At 62.4% G+C, this 20,368-nt stretch carries 22 protein-coding genes; 17 read left to right on the top strand and 5 right to left on the bottom strand.

Annotation, left to right across the window (positions count from 1 at the left end; all coding sequences use genetic code 11):
* Window positions 1-9 precede the first annotated feature (9 nt).
* On the bottom strand, window positions 10-1,365 hold the full coding sequence (pmbA, locus tag FGKAn22_RS09860) for a metalloprotease PmbA (RefSeq protein ID WP_212785474.1): 1,356 nt from the start codon (window positions 1,363-1,365) through the stop codon (window positions 10-12).
* Window positions 1,366-1,428: 63 nt separating this feature from the next.
* Between pmbA and yjgA the strand changes: the two genes are divergently transcribed.
* Complete coding sequence (yjgA, locus tag FGKAn22_RS09865; protein WP_212785475.1) at window positions 1,429-2,142, top strand: ribosome biogenesis factor YjgA; 714 nt, start codon at window positions 1,429-1,431, stop codon at window positions 2,140-2,142.
* A 24-nt stretch (window positions 2,143-2,166) separates the two neighbouring features.
* On the opposite strand, the gene FGKAn22_RS12600 is transcribed toward yjgA, so the two are convergent.
* A complete protein-coding gene (locus FGKAn22_RS12600) occupies window positions 2,167-3,621 on the bottom strand; it encodes a methyl-accepting chemotaxis protein (RefSeq protein WP_212785476.1) in 1,455 nt (484 codons plus the stop codon).
* Window positions 3,611-4,129 (bottom strand): PAS domain-containing protein, encoded by a 519-nt coding sequence (locus FGKAn22_RS09875; RefSeq protein ID WP_212785477.1) that lies wholly within the window; start codon window positions 4,127-4,129, stop codon window positions 3,611-3,613. Before FGKAn22_RS09875 ends, FGKAn22_RS12600 begins: the two co-directional genes overlap by 11 nt.
* Window positions 4,130-4,258: 129 nt before the next feature.
* Between FGKAn22_RS09875 and FGKAn22_RS09880 the strand changes: the two genes are divergently transcribed.
* The gene (locus FGKAn22_RS09880) at window positions 4,259-4,921 is read left to right on the top strand and encodes an alpha/beta hydrolase (protein ID WP_212785478.1); all 663 of its coding nucleotides are present in this window, start codon (window positions 4,259-4,261) and stop codon (window positions 4,919-4,921) included.
* On the opposite strand, the gene FGKAn22_RS09885 is transcribed toward FGKAn22_RS09880, so the two are convergent.
* Window positions 4,915-6,408 carry a hypothetical protein gene (locus tag FGKAn22_RS09885; protein WP_212785479.1) on the bottom strand — a complete coding sequence of 498 codons (1,494 nt, stop codon included), beginning with the start codon at window positions 6,406-6,408 and terminating at the stop codon, window positions 4,915-4,917. The genes FGKAn22_RS09880 and FGKAn22_RS09885 overlap by 7 nt on opposite strands.
* 126 nt (window positions 6,409-6,534) lie before the next feature.
* Between FGKAn22_RS09885 and aat the strand changes: the two genes are divergently transcribed.
* Genes aat through FGKAn22_RS09915 form a run of 6 tightly spaced genes read left to right on the top strand, consistent with a single transcriptional unit; the run spans window position 6,535 to window position 11,480 of the window.
* Entirely contained in the window at window positions 6,535-7,230 is a 696-nt protein-coding gene (gene aat, locus FGKAn22_RS09890; protein ID WP_212785480.1) for a leucyl/phenylalanyl-tRNA--protein transferase, read from the top strand.
* Window positions 7,227-7,976, top strand: coding sequence for an arginyltransferase (locus FGKAn22_RS09895; RefSeq protein ID WP_212785481.1), 750 nt, complete (start codon window positions 7,227-7,229; stop codon window positions 7,974-7,976). Before aat ends, FGKAn22_RS09895 begins: the two co-directional genes overlap by 4 nt.
* Complete coding sequence (locus FGKAn22_RS09900; protein ID WP_212785482.1) at window positions 7,973-8,848, top strand: hypothetical protein; 876 nt, start codon at window positions 7,973-7,975, stop codon at window positions 8,846-8,848. Before FGKAn22_RS09895 ends, FGKAn22_RS09900 begins: the two co-directional genes overlap by 4 nt.
* On the top strand, window positions 8,845-9,876 hold the full coding sequence (locus tag FGKAn22_RS09905; RefSeq protein ID WP_212785483.1) for a quinone-dependent dihydroorotate dehydrogenase: 1,032 nt from the start codon (window positions 8,845-8,847) through the stop codon (window positions 9,874-9,876). Before FGKAn22_RS09900 ends, FGKAn22_RS09905 begins: the two co-directional genes overlap by 4 nt.
* Complete coding sequence (locus FGKAn22_RS09910; protein WP_425513844.1) at window positions 9,873-10,853, top strand: serine/threonine protein kinase; 981 nt, start codon at window positions 9,873-9,875, stop codon at window positions 10,851-10,853. The genes FGKAn22_RS09905 and FGKAn22_RS09910 overlap by 4 nt, the downstream gene beginning before the upstream one ends.
* Window positions 10,854-10,883: 30 nt before the next feature.
* A complete protein-coding gene (locus FGKAn22_RS09915) occupies window positions 10,884-11,480 on the top strand; it encodes a surface-adhesin E family protein (protein WP_212785485.1) in 597 nt (198 codons plus the stop codon).
* A gap of 52 nt (window positions 11,481-11,532) precedes the next feature.
* Here FGKAn22_RS09915 and FGKAn22_RS09920 read toward each other — a convergent pair whose 3' ends face one another.
* A complete protein-coding gene (locus FGKAn22_RS09920; protein ID WP_212785486.1) occupies window positions 11,533-11,883 on the bottom strand; it encodes a hypothetical protein in 351 nt (116 codons plus the stop codon).
* A 174-nt stretch (window positions 11,884-12,057) separates the two neighbouring features.
* On the opposite strand from FGKAn22_RS09920, the gene FGKAn22_RS09925 reads away from it, so the two are divergent.
* The 9 genes from FGKAn22_RS09925 to FGKAn22_RS09965 all read left to right on the top strand — a co-directional run bounded on the left by FGKAn22_RS09925 (window position 12,058) and on the right by FGKAn22_RS09965 (window position 20,317).
* Entirely contained in the window at window positions 12,058-13,926 is a 1,869-nt protein-coding gene (locus FGKAn22_RS09925; protein WP_212785487.1) for a potassium transporter Kup, read from the top strand.
* An 86-nt stretch (window positions 13,927-14,012) separates the two neighbouring features.
* Entirely contained in the window at window positions 14,013-14,588 is a 576-nt protein-coding gene (gene rsxA, locus FGKAn22_RS09930; protein WP_212785488.1) for an electron transport complex subunit RsxA, read from the top strand.
* A 37-nt stretch (window positions 14,589-14,625) separates the two neighbouring features.
* Complete coding sequence (gene rsxB / locus FGKAn22_RS09935; protein WP_212785489.1) at window positions 14,626-15,201, top strand: electron transport complex subunit RsxB; 576 nt, start codon at window positions 14,626-14,628, stop codon at window positions 15,199-15,201.
* A complete protein-coding gene (gene rsxC / locus FGKAn22_RS09940) occupies window positions 15,198-16,868 on the top strand; it encodes an electron transport complex subunit RsxC (RefSeq protein WP_212785490.1) in 1,671 nt (556 codons plus the stop codon). The genes rsxB and rsxC overlap by 4 nt, the downstream gene beginning before the upstream one ends.
* 6 nt (window positions 16,869-16,874) lie before the next feature.
* Window positions 16,875-17,903, top strand: a complete 1,029-nt coding sequence (gene rsxD / locus FGKAn22_RS09945; protein WP_212785491.1) for an electron transport complex subunit RsxD — start codon at window positions 16,875-16,877, stop codon at window positions 17,901-17,903.
* A complete protein-coding gene (gene rsxG / locus FGKAn22_RS09950) occupies window positions 17,900-18,559 on the top strand; it encodes an electron transport complex subunit RsxG (protein ID WP_212785492.1) in 660 nt (219 codons plus the stop codon). Before rsxD ends, rsxG begins: the two co-directional genes overlap by 4 nt.
* The gene (locus tag FGKAn22_RS09955; RefSeq protein WP_281411871.1) at window positions 18,556-19,266 is read left to right on the top strand and encodes an electron transport complex subunit E; all 711 of its coding nucleotides are present in this window, start codon (window positions 18,556-18,558) and stop codon (window positions 19,264-19,266) included. Before rsxG ends, FGKAn22_RS09955 begins: the two co-directional genes overlap by 4 nt.
* Complete coding sequence (nth, locus tag FGKAn22_RS09960) at window positions 19,263-19,895, top strand: endonuclease III (RefSeq protein WP_212785493.1); 633 nt, start codon at window positions 19,263-19,265, stop codon at window positions 19,893-19,895. Before FGKAn22_RS09955 ends, nth begins: the two co-directional genes overlap by 4 nt.
* Window positions 19,895-20,317 carry a DUF1841 family protein gene (locus FGKAn22_RS09965; protein ID WP_212785494.1) on the top strand — a complete coding sequence of 141 codons (423 nt, stop codon included), beginning with the start codon at window positions 19,895-19,897 and terminating at the stop codon, window positions 20,315-20,317. Before nth ends, FGKAn22_RS09965 begins: the two co-directional genes overlap by 1 nt.
* The last annotated feature ends 51 nt before the right edge of the window (window positions 20,318-20,368 follow it).

The raw sequence follows: 20,368 nt of genomic DNA on the forward strand, positions 1-20,368 counted from the left end.
TCAGCGCCCCTAGCGTCCCGCGACAGTCATCCCCTCGACCAGGATCGAGCCGCACTGGCGCGAGCCCTGTACCAGCACGTCGTTGCCCACGGCGGCGATGTTGCGGAACATGTCCTTGAGGTTGCCCGCGATGGTGATCTCCTGCACCGGGTACTGGATCTCGCCGTGCTCCACCCAGAAGCCCGCCGCGCCTCGCGAATAGTCGCCGGTGACGTGGTTCACGCCCTGGCCGAGCAACTCGGTGACCAGCAGCCCGCGCCCCATCTGCTTCAGCAGTCCGTCGAAACCGAGTTCGCCGGGGCTCAGGATCAGGTTGTGGTTGCCGCCCGCGTTGCCCGTAGTCTGCAGGCCGAGCTTGCGCGCCGAGTAGCTGCCGAGGAAATAGCCGCGCAGCACGCCGTCCTCGACGACGCGGCGCTTCTGCACGCGCACGCCCTCGTCGTCGAACGGGCTGGAGGCCAGCCCCCTGCGAATGTCCGGCACGTCCTCGATGTTGATGTGCGGAGCGAAGATGGGTTTGTCCATCTGCCCGAGCAGGAAGGACGACTTGCGATACAGGCTGCCGCCGCTGACCGCGCCGACGAAATGGCCCAGCAGGCTGGAGGCGATGGGCGCCTCGAACAGCACCGGCACCTGCATGGTGGCCAGCTTGCGTGCATTGAGGCGGCGCACCGTGCGCTCCGCGGCGATGCGCCCCACCTCGTCAGCACGCAGTATCTCGCTCGCGTCGCGCGCCACGCTGTACCAGTAATCGCGCTCCATCGCGTCGTCCTTGCCCGCGATCACCGCGCAACTGAGACTGTGGCGCGAGGCGGGATAACCGCCCATGAAGCCCTGGCTGTTGGCATGCACGAACTGCGATTCGTGCACGTTCACCGTCGCGCCTTCCGAATTGTTGATGCGCTTGTCGCGCGCCAGCGCGGACTGTTCGCATTCGCGCGCCAGTCCGATGGCATCGTCCACCGGCAGATCCCAGGGATGGTACAAGTCGAGATCGGGACAGTCGTGCGCCAGCAGGCCGGCCTCCGGCAGCCCGGCACAGTCGTCCTCGGCGGTATAGCGCGCTATGGACAGCGCGGCATCCACCGTGTCGCGCACTGCCTGTCGCGAGAAATCCGAGGTGCTGGCGTTGCCGCGCCGCTGGCCGATGTAGACGGTGATGCCCAGCCCCTTGTCGCGGTTGTATTCGATGGTCTCCACTTCGTTATGGCGCACCGTGACGGTCTGCCCGAAACCCTCCGACACGTCGGCGGAAGCGGCGGTCGCGCCGCGCTGTTTGGCGTAGTCCAGCAAGTCCTGCGCGATGTCGCGCAATGTATCTGCGGAATGGGAAAAACGCGGCACGGTCGGAACGGAGCGATTCATAACTGAGCGAACGGGACGAGGAAAGGCGTTATCATAGCAGCATCTTATAGCCATTTCGCAGCCATGAATCAGCACAACAAACAAGACAAAAACAAACCGCTCCACATCCATCTCGGAGGCGACGAAGACGAGCACGACGCAGAATTGCTGGATGAAGACGGCTTGCAGGGTGACGGCGAGATTTATGACGATGGAGAGGTAGAAGTCATCCGCCCCCAGGCGCGCAAGACTGACAGCCCATCTACGCGCGGACGCGGCTTGCGCAACCAGCCCGTGGAGGCAGACGACGAGGAAGAGCTGCCACCCAGCAAGACCAAGATCAAGAAGCAGATGCACGAGCTGCGCGACCTCGGCAAGGAACTGACCGAACTGGGCAAGGACCAGCTCGCGCAACTCGACATTCCCGAAAGCCTGCGCGATGCGATACGCGAGATGCACCGCATCAACTCCTTCGGCGCACAGCGTCGCCAGATCCAGTACATCGGCAAGCTGATGCGCGACGTGGACCCAGCCCCGATCATCGCCAAGCTGGATGCGTGGAAGGGCAAGTCACAGCAGCACACCGTCCACCTGCACCGGCTGGAACGCTGGCGCGACCGCCTGCTGGAGAACGACGATGCGCTGACCGAACTGCTCGCCGCACACCCGCAAGCCGATGCGCAACACCTGCGCGCGCTGATCCGCAACGCCAAAAAAGAAAAGGAGGCCGGGAAGCCTCCTAAGAATTACCGCGAGATCTACCAGATACTGCGCGAGCTCATGCCCGAACCCGATTGATCGAAACAGTCTCTGAGGCGGCGCTTATGCCGCCTTGCCCATGTTCGGGTGCTTGTCGACGACGACCTGGTCGATCACCTGCATCACCTCCAGGCTGGCCTCCTCGGCACATTTGAGCGCGTCGAATATCTTGTCCTGCACCGCCTCGTCGCGCTCCCACTTGTGCCCCAGCATCTCGACCATCTCATGCACGCAGCCGTGTACCCTGGCATGCGGCGCGGCCAGCTTGCGGTATGAAGGCGAGTCGCCGAACACTTCCCTGGCCGGGCCTTCGTACCACTTGCCCAGACGGCAGTTGTGGTGATCGACGCCCACCGCCTTCTTGAATTCTTCGTTATCCGCATTGCTCACCAAGACATAGGCGCGCTGCTTGTAAATGACGTGGTCCACCTTGACCAGCGAGGCAAAGCTCAGATCCTGCGCGTAACGCGCGCTCGCCAGTGTGGTGACAGCCGATTCGTAGAACTGTCCGAACTTCTGTTCCAGTCTGCCGATGACCCCCTGCGAAGAATTGGCGATCTCGTGCATTTCCTCGGAGTCCACCAGCATCTTGGCTGCCTCGCCCTGCAACATCTGCATGATGCGGCCGATCGACTCGGATGCGTTCTTGGTGTTCTCGGCGAGTTTGCGCACTTCGTCCGCCACCACCGCAAAGCCGCGCCCCGCCTCGCCTGCTCGCGCCGCCTCGATCGCCGCATTCAATGCCAGCAGGTTGGTCTGGTCCGCGATCGAGGTGATCAGCCCCACCGCCTTGTTGATCTCGGTGCTGCGGGCATTCAGCTGGGTGATCGCCGTATTGGCATGGTTCACCCGCACGACGATGCCGGACAACCGCTCTACCACATCCTTCACCGATGAACGGCTCTCTTCCGCATCCTCGCGGGTCTGCCTGGACAGCGACGCCAGCTGCTCCATGTTGTCGGTGATCACCTTCAGGTCCTGCTGGCTGGACAACAGGTTCTTCAGCAGGTTTTCGGTATTGAGGTGATGTGCGCGCGACAGCATGTTGGTGCGCATCGCCGCGAGTTTCTGGCCCGCCATCCCCTCAAGCAGAATGTTCTGGTTTTCCAGTCCCTTTCTGAATCCGCCATGCATCCCGCCGCCCATCGCCACGCGGTTGAAGTTGCCGGCAAGATTGCCGCGGAAGCTCGATTCCTGTTCGCGGAAGAACGCGCCGAGCTGGTCCAGCATGTCGTTCACGCTCCAGCACAGCAGGCTGATCTCGTCTTTCTGTTCGGATATCCCGGTCACGCGGCTGTTGAATTTCCCCTCGGCGACTTCGTCGATGACCGCCTTCAATCTTGCCACCGGCGCCAGCCAGCGCCGCGCCAGCCATTGCCCCCAGATCGACACGCCCACGCTGAACACCAGGAAGCCGAGCATGAACGCGTCCACACCATGCCGGGCGAAGCTGGTCAGGATGATGACCAGCACGCCGAACGAAAACGACCACAGCAGCGCGGAAAATCTAAATTGCAAGGACGAGTTCGTCATAGCTGAGTCCCTTTTCATTCAATATGTCGACCAGTATCTTGGTGGAGGCTGCGATGGCATTGGCCGGCCCCGCTTTCTTTTCCGCTTCCAGCATCGCGGCATACACCGCACTCGCGGTCTGCACACCGCTCAGCTTGGGTTTGCGGCGCACCGAAAAATAGCCTGTGATGTTTCCCGCCGGATCGAATGTCGGCGTGACGTTGGTGAACACCCAGTAGAAGCCGCCGTCCTTGGCCATGTTCTTCACATAGGCGAAGCACTCCTCGCGATTCTGGATCTTGTCCCACAGCAGCTTGAATACCGCGCGCGGCATGTCCGGGTGACGGATGATGTTGTGCTGGGCGCCAATCAACTCGGACTCGCTGTAGCCTGAGAATTCGATGAAGATGCGGTTGCCATACGTGATACGGCCTTTGAGATCGGTCATGGAGACGATAAAATCGTCCTCACGCATCACCCGCTCTACCGATGTAGGGGTAATATTTCTTTTCATGGTTTCTCCACCCAGACTGCTTCTTATTAATCAATCGTCGGTTTCGCTCTTATCGGCGGTTCCGGTGATTACTTTAACGTGATTTTAATCCGAACCGTTGACCGCGTGATCCAGCGAACAGAGGAAGAAATGCCCGGCAATCTTGCAAGCATCACCATCGAATCCGGCAAAAACCCGCGCCACAGCATCATCTGGCTGCATGGCCTGGGAGCGGACGGACACGACTTCGAACCCGTCGTCGACGAGCTCAGACTGCCCTGCTCAATGCGCTATATTTTTCCCCACGCGCCCATGCGCCCGGTGACCATCAACGGCGGATTTGTCATGCGCGCCTGGTATGACATCGCCAGCCAGGATATCGGCGCCCGGCAGGATGCCGAAGGAATCCGCACCTCTCAGGCCGCCATCGAGGCACTGATCGCCCAGGAAATCGCGGGCGGCATCACGCCGAGCAACATATTCCTGGCCGGTTTCTCACAAGGCGGCGCGATCGCACTGCACACCGCGTTGCGCCAGAGTGCGCCGCTGGGCGGCGTGCTGGCACTGTCCACCTACCTGCCGCTGGCGGACAGCCTGCCTGCCGAGATGCAGCAAGCCACGCGGACAACACCGGTCTTCATGGCGCATGGCCGCAGCGATTTGGTCGTGCCATACAAGCTGGGCGTCGATTCAAGGGAGGCGCTGCTGGAGCTGGGTTACGCGGTGGAATGGCATGAATACGCGATGCCGCATTCGGTATGCGATGCTGAATTGAAGGATATCGAAAGCTGGCTGTCCGCGCGGGTTCAGTAGTCCCCGTCGCCACCGGCTTCCTGCTCGACAAGCCGGAAACGCGCCAGATCGCAATCGAGGCCGTGTTCCTGCAGGCCCGCCGGAATCAACAGGTAATGCTTGCCGTTCAAACCGGTCTTCAGGCTGCGGTGCATGGAAAAAGTATCCGCCTTCATCAACAGGCGGACCTCGCCGTCCGGCTCGCCCGGTTTCGCTTGCAGCCACAGCGCGGGCAGCCCGTCATCCACCCCGCCGCCGCTCGGGCTCAAGACCACACCGACGGCATGGCTGGACAGTATCTCCGCGCCCACATGCAACAGATTGGCGTCGTCGCGCATCAGGCGGCGCACCACGGCAGCCCCCCAGTGCGACACGCTGCCCGGCCGCACCCCGAGCAGGGTGCCGATGCGTATGCCGTCGATTCCCTGCGCCGGCAACACGGCACGGAACCCGCTGCTGCTGATGTCCTCGATCTCCCAGTACACCGCACGATCTTCGCCGTTTTCCGGAGAGGCACCGGCGCGCTCGACCACCTTGGCAAAGCCGCTCACCACGTTCATGTCGATCTTGATGCTGCGGCGCACGCTGCGGCGCAACGGCGGATCAGTGAGATATTCCAGCAGATGCCGGGCTGCGCCGCGCACTCGTTCCGCCTCATATGCCCCGCCCAGGTTCAACTCGTCCGGCACGACATTCTTGTCCAGCGTCTTGAGCAGACTTTCCAGTTTCGGCTGCATCGCCGACATGTCGACGAAACGCATGGACGGATGCACGGTGCTGTCCACCTTGACCCGCATCGGCGCGGCCGGACGTTCCAGGTCGAAGCTGAACAGGCTGTTCGCGCCCAACTGCGCACCGAGTTCTATCGCAGCGCAATATTGACCGACGATGCGCTCGACGAAGTGGATATCCAGCGGACTCAACGCACTGACCCCGCAGCCATACCAGCCCAGCAAATGCCCCGCCACCAACCGCACCGAGGTGTTGCCGCCCACGCCGGGATATAGTGCGACAGGAGCATCCAGATAGTTCTGTTGCTCGGCGTGCCGGTACAGTTTCGCGAGGTCGGTCCAGATGCTGCTGCCGGCAGGACAGTAATGCGCGCAGGCATATTTCTGCCGCCTGGCCAAGGCATGCATCGCACGTGTGGCGATCAGCGGCACATGCTCCCTGAGCGCGCCGCCGCCCTTGTCGCCGCTGCTGTAGCGGTCGAACAGCACGCCATATGCATTGGCGGAATGACGGTAGAAATTGTCCAGTGCCAGCCACAGCCGGTTCTCCTGGAACTTGCCGAGTTCCCCGGGAGTGAAGTAATCGCGCGCCAGCTTATGCACATGAGGCTGTGCGGTCTCGTCGAGCAGGCGCAACACGGCGAACTGGTGTTCCAGCCGAAAGTCGACATGGTCCGACACCGATTCGATCCACTCGGTCAGCTCTCCCAGCGATTTGTGCGCATCGTTCTTCGGCAAGTCTTCCAGCAACGCCTGTGCGGACTTGATGTCCGCCATGGGGTGATCGTTTTTTTTGCCGAACAGAGCCGATAACATCGCCACCTCGCCACCACGATAGTCTTTGACCGTGGCAATATAAGCACAAAATACCCCTAATGAATATATGCCAAAAGGTCTAGTCCGATGATCCCCTGGCTCACCGACAGTACCGACTTCCCCCCCGTCGAACTAGCGCTACGCTCGCCCAACGGCCTGCTCGCTGCGGGAGGCGACCTGTCCGTTCCGCGCCTGTTGTCAGCCTACCGGCACGGCATCTTCCCGTGGTTCAACCCGGACGAACCGATCCTGTGGTGGAGCCCTGATCCGCGCATGGTGCTGATACCAAGCGAGTTCAAGATCTCGCGCTCGCTCGGCAGGATCCTGCGCAACGGCAGGCACGAGGTGCGTTTCGATACCGCCTTCGAGCAGGTGATGCGCGCCTGCGCCGCACCGCGCGAAGGGGCAAGCGGCACCTGGATACACGATGAGATGATCGCGGCCTATTGCGCGCTGCATGAACTGGGTTACGCACATTCGGTCGAAACATGGGTAGATGGCGAACTGGCGGGCGGCTTGTACGGCATGGGCATCGGGCGCATGTTCTACGGAGAATCCATGTTCAGCCGGAGGACCGATGCCTCCAAGATCGCACTGGCGCACCTCACCAGACAGCTCGATCGGTGGCAGTTCGGCATGATCGATTGCCAGATGAACACGCCGCATCTCGCCTCACTCGGCGCGCGCGAAATCCCGCGGGCCGAATTCATCGCGCGGCTGCAGGAATTGATACACTGTGAACCGGTAACCAACTGGGAATTCGACCCCGACCTTTTCAGATGAGCCTGCTGAACGACATCCCGCTCACCGCGCTGCATTTTTACCTGACGGCGCCTTATCCTTGCAGCTACCTGCCGGAGATCCAGGCGCGCTCGCAGGTCGCCACGCCCGCCTTCCTGATCAGCGCGCCGGTGTATTCGGAACTGGTGCTACACGGCTTCCGCCGCAGCGGGACTTATACCTACCGTCCGCATTGCGATGCGTGCCGCGCCTGCGTGCCGATGCGCGTGTCAGCCAGACAGTTCGCGCCGGACCGCTCGCAACGGCGCGCCTGGGCGCGGCACGCGAATCTCGAGGCGACGCTGCACCCCTTGCAGAACAAGGACGAGTATTACGAGCTCTACCAGCGTTACCAGCAGGCGCGCCACAAGGACGGCGGCATGGACAACGACGACCGCGATTCGTACCAGAACTTCCTGCTGCAAAGCCATGTGGATTCGGTACTGGTGGAGTTCCGAGAGAAAGGCGTGCTGCGCATGGTCAGCGTGATCGACCTGCTCAGCGACGGCCTGTCCTCGGTCTACACCTTCTACGATCCCGACCTGCCGCACGCCAGCCTCGGTGTCTACAACGTTCTGTGGCAGATCGAACTGTGCCGCAAGCTCGAACTGGAGTTCGTCTATCTCGGCTACTGGATCAGGGAGAGCCGCAAGATGGCCTACAAGACCCGCTACCAGCCCGCGGAGGGGCTGATCGACGGCGTCTGGCAACCGCTGGTTGCCGACATGGACGAAGGAGAAAGATCATGAAGACACGTCTCGGTATTTTTGTCCTCGCGCTGCTGCTGTTGCCGTTCGCGGGAATGCTGTTGAGCGGCAAGGAGTGGAGCGAACTCGCCTCCTTCGCGGCGCAGACCGACGGCACCGCCGCCACGGTGATCGTCGCGCTGGCGCTGCTGTGCGCCCTGCTGCTCACCAACCTCGTCGTGACGTTGCGTACCGGCAACAACCCGCTCAAAGTGCAGCGCAACTACTTCCTCGCCGTCGGCAGCGCAAGCGCCATGCTCGGCTGGCTGCTGGCTTACCTGAACCACTACGCCGCCAGCTGGTCGGCGGCGCAGGAGAACACCGTCTGGCAGATCGCCCTCGACACCCTGCTGTTCGCGCTGCTCGCTCCCGCGGTATTGAGCCTGCGCGCCCTGCTCGGCTCGTTCGCGGGCCTGCTCCAGCGCCTCGCCCGCGGCCCGTCCATCCCCGCACCGTCTGCGGAAACGCAGGCTTTCATCCTGACGCCGCTCGCCGCGCTGGGTCTGATCGGCGGCGCGGCATGGCCGGCGCAGCTGTTCTGGCTGCTGTGGTTATCCCCCTTGCTGTTGCTGGCCGCGCTGCAACTGCTGTGGCACGAGAGCACTGTCTTCTCCGGCGTGAAGTCCGGAGACTGGGGGCGCGCAGTCTGCGCCGCGATATCCGGCCTGGTCGTCGGCAACCTCGCCGTGTTCGGCTATCAGGCAGTGGGCGGTGAGCTGCAGGTCAACCTGCTGCTCGCACAAGCAGGCTATATACTGTTCGGCCTGCTATGCCTGCAGCTTGGCGATATCATCGCCGAACAATGGCGCGGCAAGACCCGCTTCGAGTTATTCAAGAGAAAACCGTTTCCTATTCCCGTCACCACCAAGAAATGAATCCGTATAACCTGCTTCGCCCCGCGCTGTTCGCGCTCGACGCCGAAACGGCGCACCACCTCACCCTCAACACCCTGAATGCGGCGCACCGCCTCGGCCTGCTGCCGCTGGCCGCGCGCCGTCCCGCCGACGATCCTCGCACCGTGATGGGACTGACCTTCCCCAACCCGGTCGGACTTGCAGCCGGACTGGACAAGAACGGCGAGTGCATCGATGCACTCGCAGCGCTCGGCTTCGGCTTCATCGAGATCGGCACCATCACCCCGCTGTCGCAGCCGGGCAACCCCAAGCCGCGCATGTTCCGCCTGCCCGAGGCACAGGGCGTCATCAACCGCATGGGCTTCAACAACGACGGCGTGGATGCGCTGATCGCGAACGTGCAGCGCGCGAACTTCAAGGGCATCCTGGGCATCAACATCGGCAAGAACGCCGTCACGCCGATCGAAAAAGCGGCGGACGATTACCTGATCTGCCTGCGCAAGGTGTACATCCACGCCAGCTACGTCACCGTCAACATCTCCTCGCCCAACACCAAGAACCTGCGCCAGTTGCAGGGCGGCGACGAGCTCGATGCCCTGCTCGCGCAACTGAAAGCCGAGCAGGAGAAGCTCGCGCAACAGCATGGGCGTTACGTGCCCCTGGCGGTGAAGATCGCGCCCGACCTCGACGGCGAGCAGATCAAGCAGATCGCCGCGCTGCTCACCAAGCACCGCATCGACGGCGTGATCGCCACGAACACCACGCTTTCGCGCGAGGGCGTGGAGAACCTGCCGCACGGCAATGAGACCGGCGGACTCTCCGGCGCGCCGGTACGCGACAGATCCACCGCCGTCATCCGCGCACTCGCCGCCGAACTCAAGGGCGCGCTGCCCATCATCGGCGTGGGCGGCATCCTCAACGGCGCGGACGCGGTGGAGAAGATGCAAGCAGGCGCATCGCTGGTGCAGGTCTACAGCGGCCTGGTCTACCGCGGCACCGATCTGGTGGCGGAATGCGCCGAAGCCATCCGGCGCATGAACGCCCGGTGACACATCCCAACTTCTCCTCGCTCACGCCGGACTGCGTGCTGAACGCGCTGGAGCATCTCGGCCTGCGCAGCGACGGGCGCCTGCTGGCGCTGAACAGCTACGAGAACCGCGTGTATCAGGTCGGTATCGAAGACGGCGCGCCGCTGGTGGCGAAGTTCTACCGCCCCGCGCGCTGGACCGACGCGGCGATCCTCGAAGAGCTCGCCTTCGTGCAGGAACTGGCCGAGCGCGAGATTCCCGTGGTGCCCGCGCTGGACATCGGCGGCAAGACGCTGCACCACTTCGAGGGTTTCCGCTTCGCCGTCTTCCCCAAGCACGGCGGACGCGCGCCCGAACTGGAAGACCGCGACACGCTGGAATGGATGGGGCGTTTCCTCGGACGCATCCACGCCATCGGCGCGCTCAAGCCCTTTACCCAACGTCCCGCGCTGGACATCGCGAGCTTCGGCATCGCGCCGCGCGACTACCTGCTGGCGAACGACTTCATCCCGCCGGACCTGCTGGCGGCTTACCGCAGCGTGGCCGATCAGTCGCTGGACGGCGTGCGCCACGGATTCGACCGTGCGGGCAAGCTGCAAACCTTGCGCCTGCACGGCGACTGCCACGCGGGCAACGTGCTGTGGACGGACGACGGCCCGCACTTCGTCGACTTCGACGATAGCCGCACGGGACCGGCGGTGCAGGACCTGTGGATGCTGCTGTCGGGCGAGCGCGCCGACCGCGTGCGGCAACTGGGCGACGTGCTCGCCGGCTACGAGGATTTCTTCGAATTCGATACGCGCGAACTGCACCTGGTCGAGGCCCTGCGTACCCTGCGCCTGATCCACTACGCCGCCTGGCTGGCGCAGCGCTGGGACGATCCCGCCTTCAAGCAGGCGTTCCCGTGGTTCAACACGCAACACTACTGGCAGAACCACATCCTCGAACTGCGCGAACAGATCGCGGCGATGGATGAGCCGCCGCTGTGGCAAAGTTGAGCCTCAAACGTTGATGCCGGGAGAAAGAACTTGAGAGCCGTTTCCATTTTGCCGTTCCTGTTATGCCTGCTCGCATTTCCAACAATGGCCGCCGAGCAATTCCAGAGCGAACAAGCCGCGCAGCAACATTGCCCGGACGACACCGTCGTCTGGCTCAATCTCCGCAGCGGCAATGTTCACTCGAAGGGTATGAAGTGGTACGGGAAAACGCAGGGCGGCGCGTATGTCTGCAAGAAGGATCTGCCAAAGAAAAAGGCCGAGGCAAAAGCAAGCGGGGGTAAGGACAAGGCCGGCTGGCGCAAGGTTGTGCAAGATGACGCGCGCACCGTCTATGCCAGCTCATCCCCGCTCGAAAAAAACGGCGACAAGGTAACCATATTGTCTATGGTCGATCTCAGGAAAGCATCCAGGCTAAGCGATAGCAAGGAATTCCTGTCTTGGGAAACGCAATATGAGTTCGACTGCCCCAAAGGGCAATCCAGAATTGTCGCGGCCTCCATGTACTCCGGGAATATGGGCGCGGGCGAGGTAACGGGCAGCATCGTTTATGAATCCCCGGAATGGGAGTCCATTCCCAAAGGCAGCAACGGGGAGGCTTTGTGGAAGCTCGCCTGCGGGAAAAAGTAGGTTGGGATTCCTGTTGAACCCGCCGTCGAAAGCCGCCCTTTAACCGAATGCCTCACCCGAATAAACTTTGCTGCACCGGCTCGCGTCCCGATCTGGTCAGTTCTTCAAGCGCGCGGCGCGCTCCATCGGTCATGCCATGCTGTTTGCCCAGATCGAGCAGCTTGGCCACCGCACGGTCGAACGGGTAATCCGCATCCGACCATTCCTCGACCAGTTCTTTGGCGGAAAGCCTGGTCAGCTTCAACACTCCGGACTTCACGCGCACCAGATGCGCGCAGGTCCGGCCTTTCTTCGCCACGATAGCGATATGCCGCTGCCGGTCCATCAACACCTGGCCGCAGGTCACATGCAAGGTAGGCGCAATGAAATCGACGGTGCTGTAATCGGTCGGGTCCTTGGCCATGCGTCTGACTTTATATCCTGAATATTTGCAATCTTAACTTGTATGAGGGGGAAATGCCCGCACTCGCAGCGAGTCATGGACATGCTGCCGCACCCCGGCACTTGCATTGCATTCAGCATGGCGCAGGCGTAGAGTGCCGCCCCATTCTTCCGCAAAGGGAGAAGAGGAGACGGCATGAGCGGTACGCATGTGAAACAAAAATTGCCCACTTTACTGCTGGGCGCCATCGGCGTGGTCTACGGCGACATCGGAACCAGCCCACTGTATGCATTGAAGGAGACCTTCGCCGGGCATCATCCATTGCCGGTGACCGAAGTCAACGTGCTCGGGGTGCTGTCCGTGATGTTCTGGACCATCATGCTGCTGGTGTCACTCAAATACGTGACCATCATCATGCGCGCGGACAATCGCGGCCAAGGCGGCTCACTGGCACTGCTGGCGCTGGCCAGCGAACTGTCCGCCAAGCGTCCCGCCACGAAATGGCTCATCGCGGTACTCGGCGTATTTGCCGCCGCGCTGTTTTACGGCGACAGCATGATCACCCCCGCCATTTCCGTGCTTTCCGCCGTCGAGGGGCTGAATGTCGTGGCGCCCCAGCTCAACAGCTACGTCCTGCCCATCACCATCATGGTGCTGACCGCCTTGTTCATGGTGCAGAAGCGTGGCACCGGAGCGGTGGGGATGGCATTCGGCCCCATCATGATCTTCTGGTTCGCAATCCTGGGACTGCTGGGTGCGCTGTCCATCGCACAAAACCCGCAAGTATTGTTTGCGCTCAATCCGCTCTTTGCCTACCGCTTCCTTATCCTGGATCCCTGGCTGTCTTTTCTGACCCTGGGCTCCGTGGTGCTGGCCGTCACCGGCGGCGAAGCCCTCTACACCGACATGGGACACTTCGGGAAATTCCCGATCCGGCTGACCTGGTTCTCCTTCGTGCTGCCAGCCTTGGTATTAAACTACTTCGGGCAAGGCGCGCTGTTGCTGGCCAACCCCCAAGCCATCGAAAGCCCGTTCTACCTGCTCGCCCCGGCATGGGCTTTGATACCGATGGTGTTGCTCGCCACCGCAGCCACGGTGATCGCTTCGCAGGCCGTGATCTCGGGCGCGTTCTCGGTCGCCAGCCAATCGGTACAGATGGGTCTTCTGCCGCGCATGGAAATCCGCCAGACTTCCGATAAGGCTCAAGGCCAGATCTATGTCCCACTGACCAACTGGACGCTTTATCTGGCGGTCGTTTTCCTGGTATTCACCTTCCAAAGCTCCAGCAATCTGGCAGCGGCGTATGGCATTGCCGTCACCGGCACGATGATGATAGACACCGTACTGATCGGCTTCGTGCTGGTAGCCTGGCGCTGGTCGCCACTGCTCGTCACCCTGTTGATCGGCACTTTCTTCTGCATCGACCTGGCCTACTTCTCGGCCAATGCCCTCAAGATTCCGCAAGGCGGCTGGTTCCCATTGGGCATCGCAGCGCTTTCATTTACCGTTCTGACCACCTGGAAACGCGGGCGGAAATTGTTATTGGAGGAGATATCCCGTCGATCCGTGCCCGTACAGATGTTTGTGGATAGTGCAGACAGCGTCAATCGGGCACAGGGCACCGCCGTCTTCCTGACCGGCATCGATGAAGGCGCGCCTGCCGCACTGTTGCACAATCTCAAACACAACCAGGTACTGCACGAACGCAACATCCTGCTGACCGTCATCGTCGAAGACAAGCCCTATGTCTCCAAAGGCAACCGGCTGCTGATCGACAACCTGGGAAATAATTTTTACCGTGTCAGGATTTTCTACGGCTTCATGGATACCCCAGACATTCCGGCGGCACTGGAATTGTGTGCCTCACGGGGATTGCCCTTCGACATGATGGCCACCTCGTTCTTCATCTCGCGCGACGTGATCGTTGCAGGCCCCACGCCCGGCATGACGAGGTGGCGCAAGCAGCTGTTCCTGGCTTTGTCGAAAAATGCCATGAACGTGGCAGACTTCTTCAGGATCCCATCTAATCGGGTCATCGAAATGGGCACGAGGATCGAAATCTAACTTCCGGCTATATCCATATTCCCCGGCGAATCTTGAAGCGGCTAGCAAATAAGCGCATAATCCGCGGCTGTTTTTAAGAGCAAGCGATGGCTGACTACTTACTTATAGTGATCGGCACGGTGTTCGTGAACAACATCGTGATGGTCAAGATCCTCGGGCTGTGTCCGTTCATGGGGGTTTCCAAGAAACTGGAAGCCGCCATCGGCATGGGCGCCGCCACGACCTTCGTGCTCACGCTGGCCTCCGGCAGCAGTTACCTGATCAACCAGTACCTGCTCGGACCGGAACTGGCCTACCTCACCACGCTGTCGTTCATCGTGGTGATCGCGGGCATCGTGCAATTCACCGAGATGGCGATCCAGAAGACCAGCCCGGAGCTGTACCAGGTGCTGGGCATCTACCTGCCGTTGATCACCACCAACTGCGCGGTGCTGGGCATTCCCCTGCTCAACGTGCAGGCGAAACACAACTTCGTCGAGTCGCTGCTGTTCGGCTTCGGCGGCGCGGTGGGCTTCACGCTCGTGATGGTGCTGTTCGCCGGCATGCGCGAACGCATGGAAGGCGCGGACGTCCCGGGCATCTTCAAGGGTTCCGCCATCGCGCTGGTCACCGCCGGATTGATGAGCCTTTCTTTCATGGGGTTCTCGGGGCTGGTGAAGTAATGCGTACCGCGAACTGCCTGACACAACGGGTGCTCCCATGCTGACCGCCATCCTGGTGATGTCGGCCATCGCCATCGGACTCGGCGCGGTGCTGGGCTACTCGGCGATCAAGTTCCGCGTCGAAGGCAACCCGCTGGCGGACAAGATCGACGCCATCCTGCCGCAGACGCAATGCGGCCAGTGCGGCTATCCCGGCTGCCGCCCCTACGCCGAGGCCATCGCCGAGGGCACGGCCGACATCAACCTGTGCCCGCCCGGCGGCGAGGAAGGCATCCGCAAGCTGGCCGAGCTGCTCGGCGTGGACTTCAAGCCTTTCGGCGCAGGAGCGGAACCCAAGCCCAAGTCGGTCGCCTTCATCGACGAAAACATCTGCATCGGCTGCACGCTCTGCCTGCAGGCCTGCCCGGTGGACGCCATCGCGGGCGCGGCCAAGCAGATGCACACCATCATCGCCTCGGAATGCACCGGCTGCGAACTGTGCATCGCGCCCTGCCCTGTGGACTGCATCAGCATGGTCCCCATCGAGGAGAAGATCACCACCTGGAAGAGGGAGTATCCCTTTTACGCGCTGAGACCGGTGCGCCAGGAAACTTATGGCCAGGCACCCGCATGAGAACACTCCATAGATTCCATGGCGGAGTGCACCCGCCGACCAACAAGACGCAATCGAACGGGAAAGCGATCGCGCAGGTGGTGCTGCCCTCGAAACTTGTGGTTCCCCTGCATCAGCATGTCGGCAACAGCGCCAAGCCGTCGGTCAAAGTCGGCGATCACGTGCTCAAGGGCCAGATCATCGGCGCACCGGAAGGCCGTTTGTCCAGCGCGGTACATGCCCCCACCTCCGGCACCGTCGCCGCCATCGACATGCAGGTGGTTGCCCACCCGTCGGGCCTGTCCGACCTCTGCATCACCATCATCCCGGACGGCAAGGACGAATGGACCGAACGCAAAACCCACGACTGGCGCGAGATGCAGCACGCCGAACTGCGCCACATCCTGCGCGAGGCGGGCGTGGTCGGCTTGGGCGGTGCCGTATTCCCCAGCGACATGAAGCTGTATTCGCACCAGCACAAAATCACCACACTGGTGCTGAACGGCGCGGAGTGCGAACCCTGGATCACTTGCGACGACCGGCTGATGCGCGAACGGGCGGCAGACATCCTGCAGGGCGCGGAGATCATGCGCGGCCTGCTGTACGCCGATGAAGTGCTGATCGGCATCGAGGACAACAAGCCCGAGGCGATCGCGGCGATGCGCGCGGCAGTGGCGGCGGGCAAGCACGAGCGCATGGAAGTCATCGCGGTGCCGACGGTATATCCGGGCGGCGGCGCGAAACAGCTGATCCGCGTGCTCACCGGCATCGAGGTCCCGCACGGGGTGCGTTCCACCGACATGGGCGTGCAGTGCTTCAACGTCGGCACCGCCTACGGCGCATGGCGTGCCGTCGCGCACGGCGAACCGCTGCTCTCGCGCATCGTCACCGTGACTGGCAACGTCGGCGAACCGCAGAATTTCGAGGTGCCGTTCGGCATGCCGGTGGACGAACTGGTGGCTCAGGCGGGCCTGCAGCCCGGCACCACCGGCCACATCATGGGCGGCCCGATGATGGGCTTCCGCCTGCCTTCGGCGCAGGTCGGCGTGATCAAGGCGACCAACTGCATCATCGCCATGTCGGACGCCCTGTTCCCGCCCGCGCCGCCCGCCCTGCCCTGCATCCGCTGCACGCGCTGCGCCGAGGCGTGCCCGGCAGACTTGCAGCCGCAGGAACTGTACTGGTTCTCCAAGGCGAAGAATTTCGGCAAGACGCAGGAATACCACCTGTTCGACTGCATCGAATGCGGCGCGTGCAGCTACGTCTGCCCCAGCCACATCCCGCTGGTGCAGTATTTCCTGTTCTCCAAGAGCGAGATCCACGCGCGCGAAAACGAAAAGCAAGCAGCCGACCGGGCGCGCGAACGCTTCGAGTACCGCGAATACCGCATCGAGCGCGAGAAGCAGGAAAAGGCCGAGCGTCTGGCAGCCAAGGAAAGAGCGGTAAAGGAACAGACCGCGAAACAGATTCCGCCTGTCGAGGCACCGGCGCAAGCCAACCCCGAAAACACCCTGCAGCTGAAGATCCAGGAAGCCATCGACCACGCCAAGGAACAGGCTGCCGCGGTCAAACCGAAGAACGTCGAGAACCTCACGCCGGAACAGCAGGCGGAGATCGCCGAGATCGAGGCGCGCCGCGAGCGCATCCGCGAACTCGCCCAGTCCCACGTCGAACAGCCGAAGGAATAGCCAGACATGCTTTTCGCCCCCTTCATCAGCAAACCGGACAACGTCTCGCAGATCATGCTCAGGGTGATGCTGGCGCTGATTCCCGGCATCGCGCTGTATGTCTGGTATTTCGGCCCGGCGATCCTGATTTCGCTCACGCTGGCCAGCGTCACCGCGCTGGCGACCGAGGCCGCCATGCTCAAGCTGCGCGACCGTCCCGTCGCGCCGTTCGTCAAGGACAACACCGCCCTGCTCACCGCCTGGCTGCTGGCCCTGTCCATCCCGTCGCTGGCGCCGTGGTGGCTGGTTGTGGTCGGCACGGCGTTCGCCATCAGCGTTTCCAAGCACCTGTACGGCGGGCTGGGCAACAACCCGTTCAACCCGGCGATGATCGGCTATGCCGTGCTGATCATCTCGTTCCCGGTGCAGATGACGCACTGGCTCACCCCGCACGGGCTGGGACAGGTCGAACTGACTTTCCTCGACCAACTGAACTTCATCTTCTCGGGCGCGTTGCCGCCGGGCGTGACGCTGGATGCGATCACCATGGCCACGCCGCTGGACACCCTGAAGACCCAGCTGCACTTGGACCGCCCCATGCAGGACATCATGGGGATGCCGATCTACGGCCGCCTCGCGGGGCAAGGCAGCGAAATGGTGGCGTGGGGATTCATGCTCGGCGGCGCCTACCTGCTGGCCACGCGCATCATCAGCTGGCACATCCCGGTGTTCTATCTCGGCTCGATCTTCGCCACCGCGGGCATCTTCCACCTGATCGACCCGGCCCACTATGCCACGCCGTTGTTCCACTGGTTCTCGGGTGCTGCGATGATAGGCGCGTTCTTCATCCTGACCGACCCGGTGACCGGCCCGACCACACCGCGCGGCAAGATGATCTTCGCCGCGGGTGCGGGCTTCCTCACCTACATCATCCGCGTGTTCGGCGGTTTCCCTGACGGCATGGCGTTCGCCACACTACTGATGAACATCTGCGTGCCGCTGATCGACGCCTACACGCAACCCAAGGTATTCGGCAGGAAGGAGAAAAAGGCATGAGGCGCACCATGGCGAAAGCCTCAGTCCACGCCGCCGCGAACCTGCTGTTCTTCGCGACCCTCGCTACGGTCGTGCTGGCCTCGACCTATTTCCTCACCCGCGACAGCATCGCCAAGAGCGTGGAGGACGAGAAGCTCAAACTGATCGCCCAGGTCGTGCCACAGGAACTGTTCGACAATGCCATTGTGCAGGATACCGTCCAGGTGCCCGCCAGCGAACTGCTCGGAACATCGGACACCACCGCCGCTTACGTCGCGCGCCTTGGGAGCGAGGCCAGCGCAGTGGTGCTGCAGCCCATCGCACCGGACGGCTACAGCGGCAAGATTTTCCTGATCGTCGCCATCCGCAGCAATGGCGAACTCAGCGGCGTGCGCGTGGTTTCCCACCGCGAAACGCCGGGGCTGGGCGACTACATCGAACTGCCGAAGAGCCCGTGGATCAAGGGATTCGACGGCCAGTCGCATGAAAAACGCAAGGAAGCGGCGTGGAAAGTGAAGAAGGACGGCGGCCAGTTCGACTACGTCGCGGGCGCCACCATCACCCCGCGCGCCATCGTCAAGGCGGTGCACAAGTCCCTGCTGTATTTCGAGCAAAACCGCGACCAGCTGCTCGCAGCCAATCCTCAACCCGCCGCAGCCAAGGAGGCCAGAAAATGAGCCTGGGTGAATACAAGGACATCCTGCATAACGGCCTGTGGAAACAGAATCCCGGCATCGTACAGTTGCTCGGCCTGTGCCCGTTGCTGGCGGTCAGCTCTTCAGTGGTCAACGGCGCCAGTCTCGGCCTAGCCACTGCACTGGTGATGACCCTCAGCAACGCGAGCATCGCCCCGATCCGCAACTTCATCCCGAACGAGATACGCATCCCCGTCTATGTTCTGATCATCGCGGTTCTGGTCACCGTCGTGCAGTATCTGATGAACGCCTACATGTACGGGCTGTATGTGGTGCTCGGCATCTTCATCCCGCTGATCGTCACCAACTGCATCGTGCTGGCGCGCGTCGAGGCCTTCGCCTCCAAGAACACCGTGGCTCCCTCCGCACTGGACGGCTTTGCCATGGGCCTCGGTTTGACCGCCGTACTGACGGTGCTGGGCGGCATGCGCGAGATCTTCGGGCACGGCACGCTGCTATCCGGCATTGACCTCGCGCTGGGTGAAGGGGCGAAGGACTGGGTCATCCACCTCATCCCTGACTACAAGGGCTTCCTGCTCGCCATCCTGCCGCCCGGCGCCTTCATCGGCCTGGCCCTGCTGATCGCCGGACGCAATTGGCTCGCGCTACGCGCCGAACGCAAGGCGCATGGCGCCAGCGCCAGCATCGCGCCGGTCGAAGGCGGCTGCAGCCCCGCATCGCACGGATGAACGCGGCCAAACGCCGCGAGATCTTCCTGCGCCTGCAAGCGGCAAACCCTCACCCCACCACCGAGCTCGAGTACCGCACGCCGTTCGAACTCCTGATCGCGGTGTTGCTCTCGGCACAGGCCACCGATGTCAGCGTCAACGCCGCTACACGGCAACTGTTTCCCATCGCAAACACGCCACAGGCATTGCTCGACCTCGGCGAAGCCGGCTTGCGTGTATACATCCAGCGCATCGGCCTGTACCAGACCAAGGCCAAACACGTGATCCAGACTTGCCGTTTGCTGCTGGAGCGCCACGGCGGCGAGGTGCCGCAGACACGCGAGGAACTGGAAGCCCTGCCCGGCGTGGGCCGCAAGACCGCCAACGTGGTGCTCAACACCGCCTTCGGCCAGCCCACCATCGCGGTGGACACCCACATCTTCCGGGTCAGCAACCGCACCGGCCTCGCTCCCGGCAAGAACGTGCTGGAAGTCGAAAACAGGCTGCTCAAGGTCGTGCCCGACGAGTTCAAGCACGACGCGCACCACTGGCTGATCCTGCACGGACGATACATATGCCAGGCGCGCAAACCGAAGTGCGGCGAGTGCATCATCGAGAGCCTGTGCGAGTACAAGGAAAAGGTTTTCTGATGTTCAATCCGAGCCGCGACGAAGCCCGCAACTTCCTGTTCGAATCCTGGCGCAAGCGGCGGGCCAAAGAATTGCTCACGCCGCTGGAAGACCTCGCCGCACAGCTCATCGCCAAGCATCCCGAATTCCACAGCGCCTTCGAGGACAGCGAAGCCCACCGCGACAAGGACTACCTGCCGGAACACGGCGCGGTCAATCCCTTCCTGCACCTGATGATGCACCTCACCATCGAGGAACAGATCTCCATCGACCAGCCGCCCGGCATCCGCGCGCATTTCACCCGACTGACGCACAAGTTCGAATCGGAGCACGAGGCACAGCACGCGATGATGGAGTGTCTGACCGAGATGATCTGGCAGGCGCAACGCGACCGCACCCAGCCGGACGCAGCCCTCTACTTCGCCTGCCTCGAAAAGCAGTAATGGCTCGCCACGCGGACACATCGGCCGTCGAGCAGACGCCAAAGATGCCGT

The organism is Ferrigenium kumadai, assembly GCF_018324385.1.
Lineage (GTDB): Bacteria > Pseudomonadota > Gammaproteobacteria > Burkholderiales > Gallionellaceae > Gallionella > Gallionella kumadai.

Coding starts and splice junctions, on each gene's coding strand:
- pmbA (WP_212785474.1), bottom strand. CDS start 1,365: ATGAATCGCTCCGTTCCGACCGTGCCGCGTTTTTCCCATTCCGCAGAT.
- yjgA (WP_212785475.1), top strand. CDS start 1,429: ATGAATCAGCACAACAAACAAGACAAAAACAAACCGCTCCACATCCAT.
- FGKAn22_RS09875 (WP_212785477.1), bottom strand. CDS start 4,129: ATGAAAAGAAATATTACCCCTACATCGGTAGAGCGGGTGATGCGTGAG.
- FGKAn22_RS09880 (WP_212785478.1), top strand. CDS start 4,259: ATGCCCGGCAATCTTGCAAGCATCACCATCGAATCCGGCAAAAACCCG.
- FGKAn22_RS09885 (WP_212785479.1), bottom strand. CDS start 6,408: ATGGCGGACATCAAGTCCGCACAGGCGTTGCTGGAAGACTTGCCGAAG.
- aat (WP_212785480.1), top strand. CDS start 6,535: ATGATCCCCTGGCTCACCGACAGTACCGACTTCCCCCCCGTCGAACTA.
- FGKAn22_RS09895 (WP_212785481.1), top strand. CDS start 7,227: ATGAGCCTGCTGAACGACATCCCGCTCACCGCGCTGCATTTTTACCTG.
- FGKAn22_RS09900 (WP_212785482.1), top strand. CDS start 7,973: ATGAAGACACGTCTCGGTATTTTTGTCCTCGCGCTGCTGCTGTTGCCG.
- FGKAn22_RS09905 (WP_212785483.1), top strand. CDS start 8,845: ATGAATCCGTATAACCTGCTTCGCCCCGCGCTGTTCGCGCTCGACGCC.
- FGKAn22_RS09920 (WP_212785486.1), bottom strand. CDS start 11,883: ATGGCCAAGGACCCGACCGATTACAGCACCGTCGATTTCATTGCGCCT.
- FGKAn22_RS09925 (WP_212785487.1), top strand. CDS start 12,058: ATGAGCGGTACGCATGTGAAACAAAAATTGCCCACTTTACTGCTGGGC.
- rsxA (WP_212785488.1), top strand. CDS start 14,013: ATGGCTGACTACTTACTTATAGTGATCGGCACGGTGTTCGTGAACAAC.
- rsxB (WP_212785489.1), top strand. CDS start 14,626: ATGCTGACCGCCATCCTGGTGATGTCGGCCATCGCCATCGGACTCGGC.
- rsxC (WP_212785490.1), top strand. CDS start 15,198: ATGAGAACACTCCATAGATTCCATGGCGGAGTGCACCCGCCGACCAAC.
- rsxD (WP_212785491.1), top strand. CDS start 16,875: ATGCTTTTCGCCCCCTTCATCAGCAAACCGGACAACGTCTCGCAGATC.
- rsxG (WP_212785492.1), top strand. CDS start 17,900: ATGAGGCGCACCATGGCGAAAGCCTCAGTCCACGCCGCCGCGAACCTG.
- FGKAn22_RS09955 (WP_281411871.1), top strand. CDS start 18,556: ATGAGCCTGGGTGAATACAAGGACATCCTGCATAACGGCCTGTGGAAA.
- nth (WP_212785493.1), top strand. CDS start 19,263: ATGAACGCGGCCAAACGCCGCGAGATCTTCCTGCGCCTGCAAGCGGCA.
- FGKAn22_RS09965 (WP_212785494.1), top strand. CDS start 19,895: ATGTTCAATCCGAGCCGCGACGAAGCCCGCAACTTCCTGTTCGAATCC.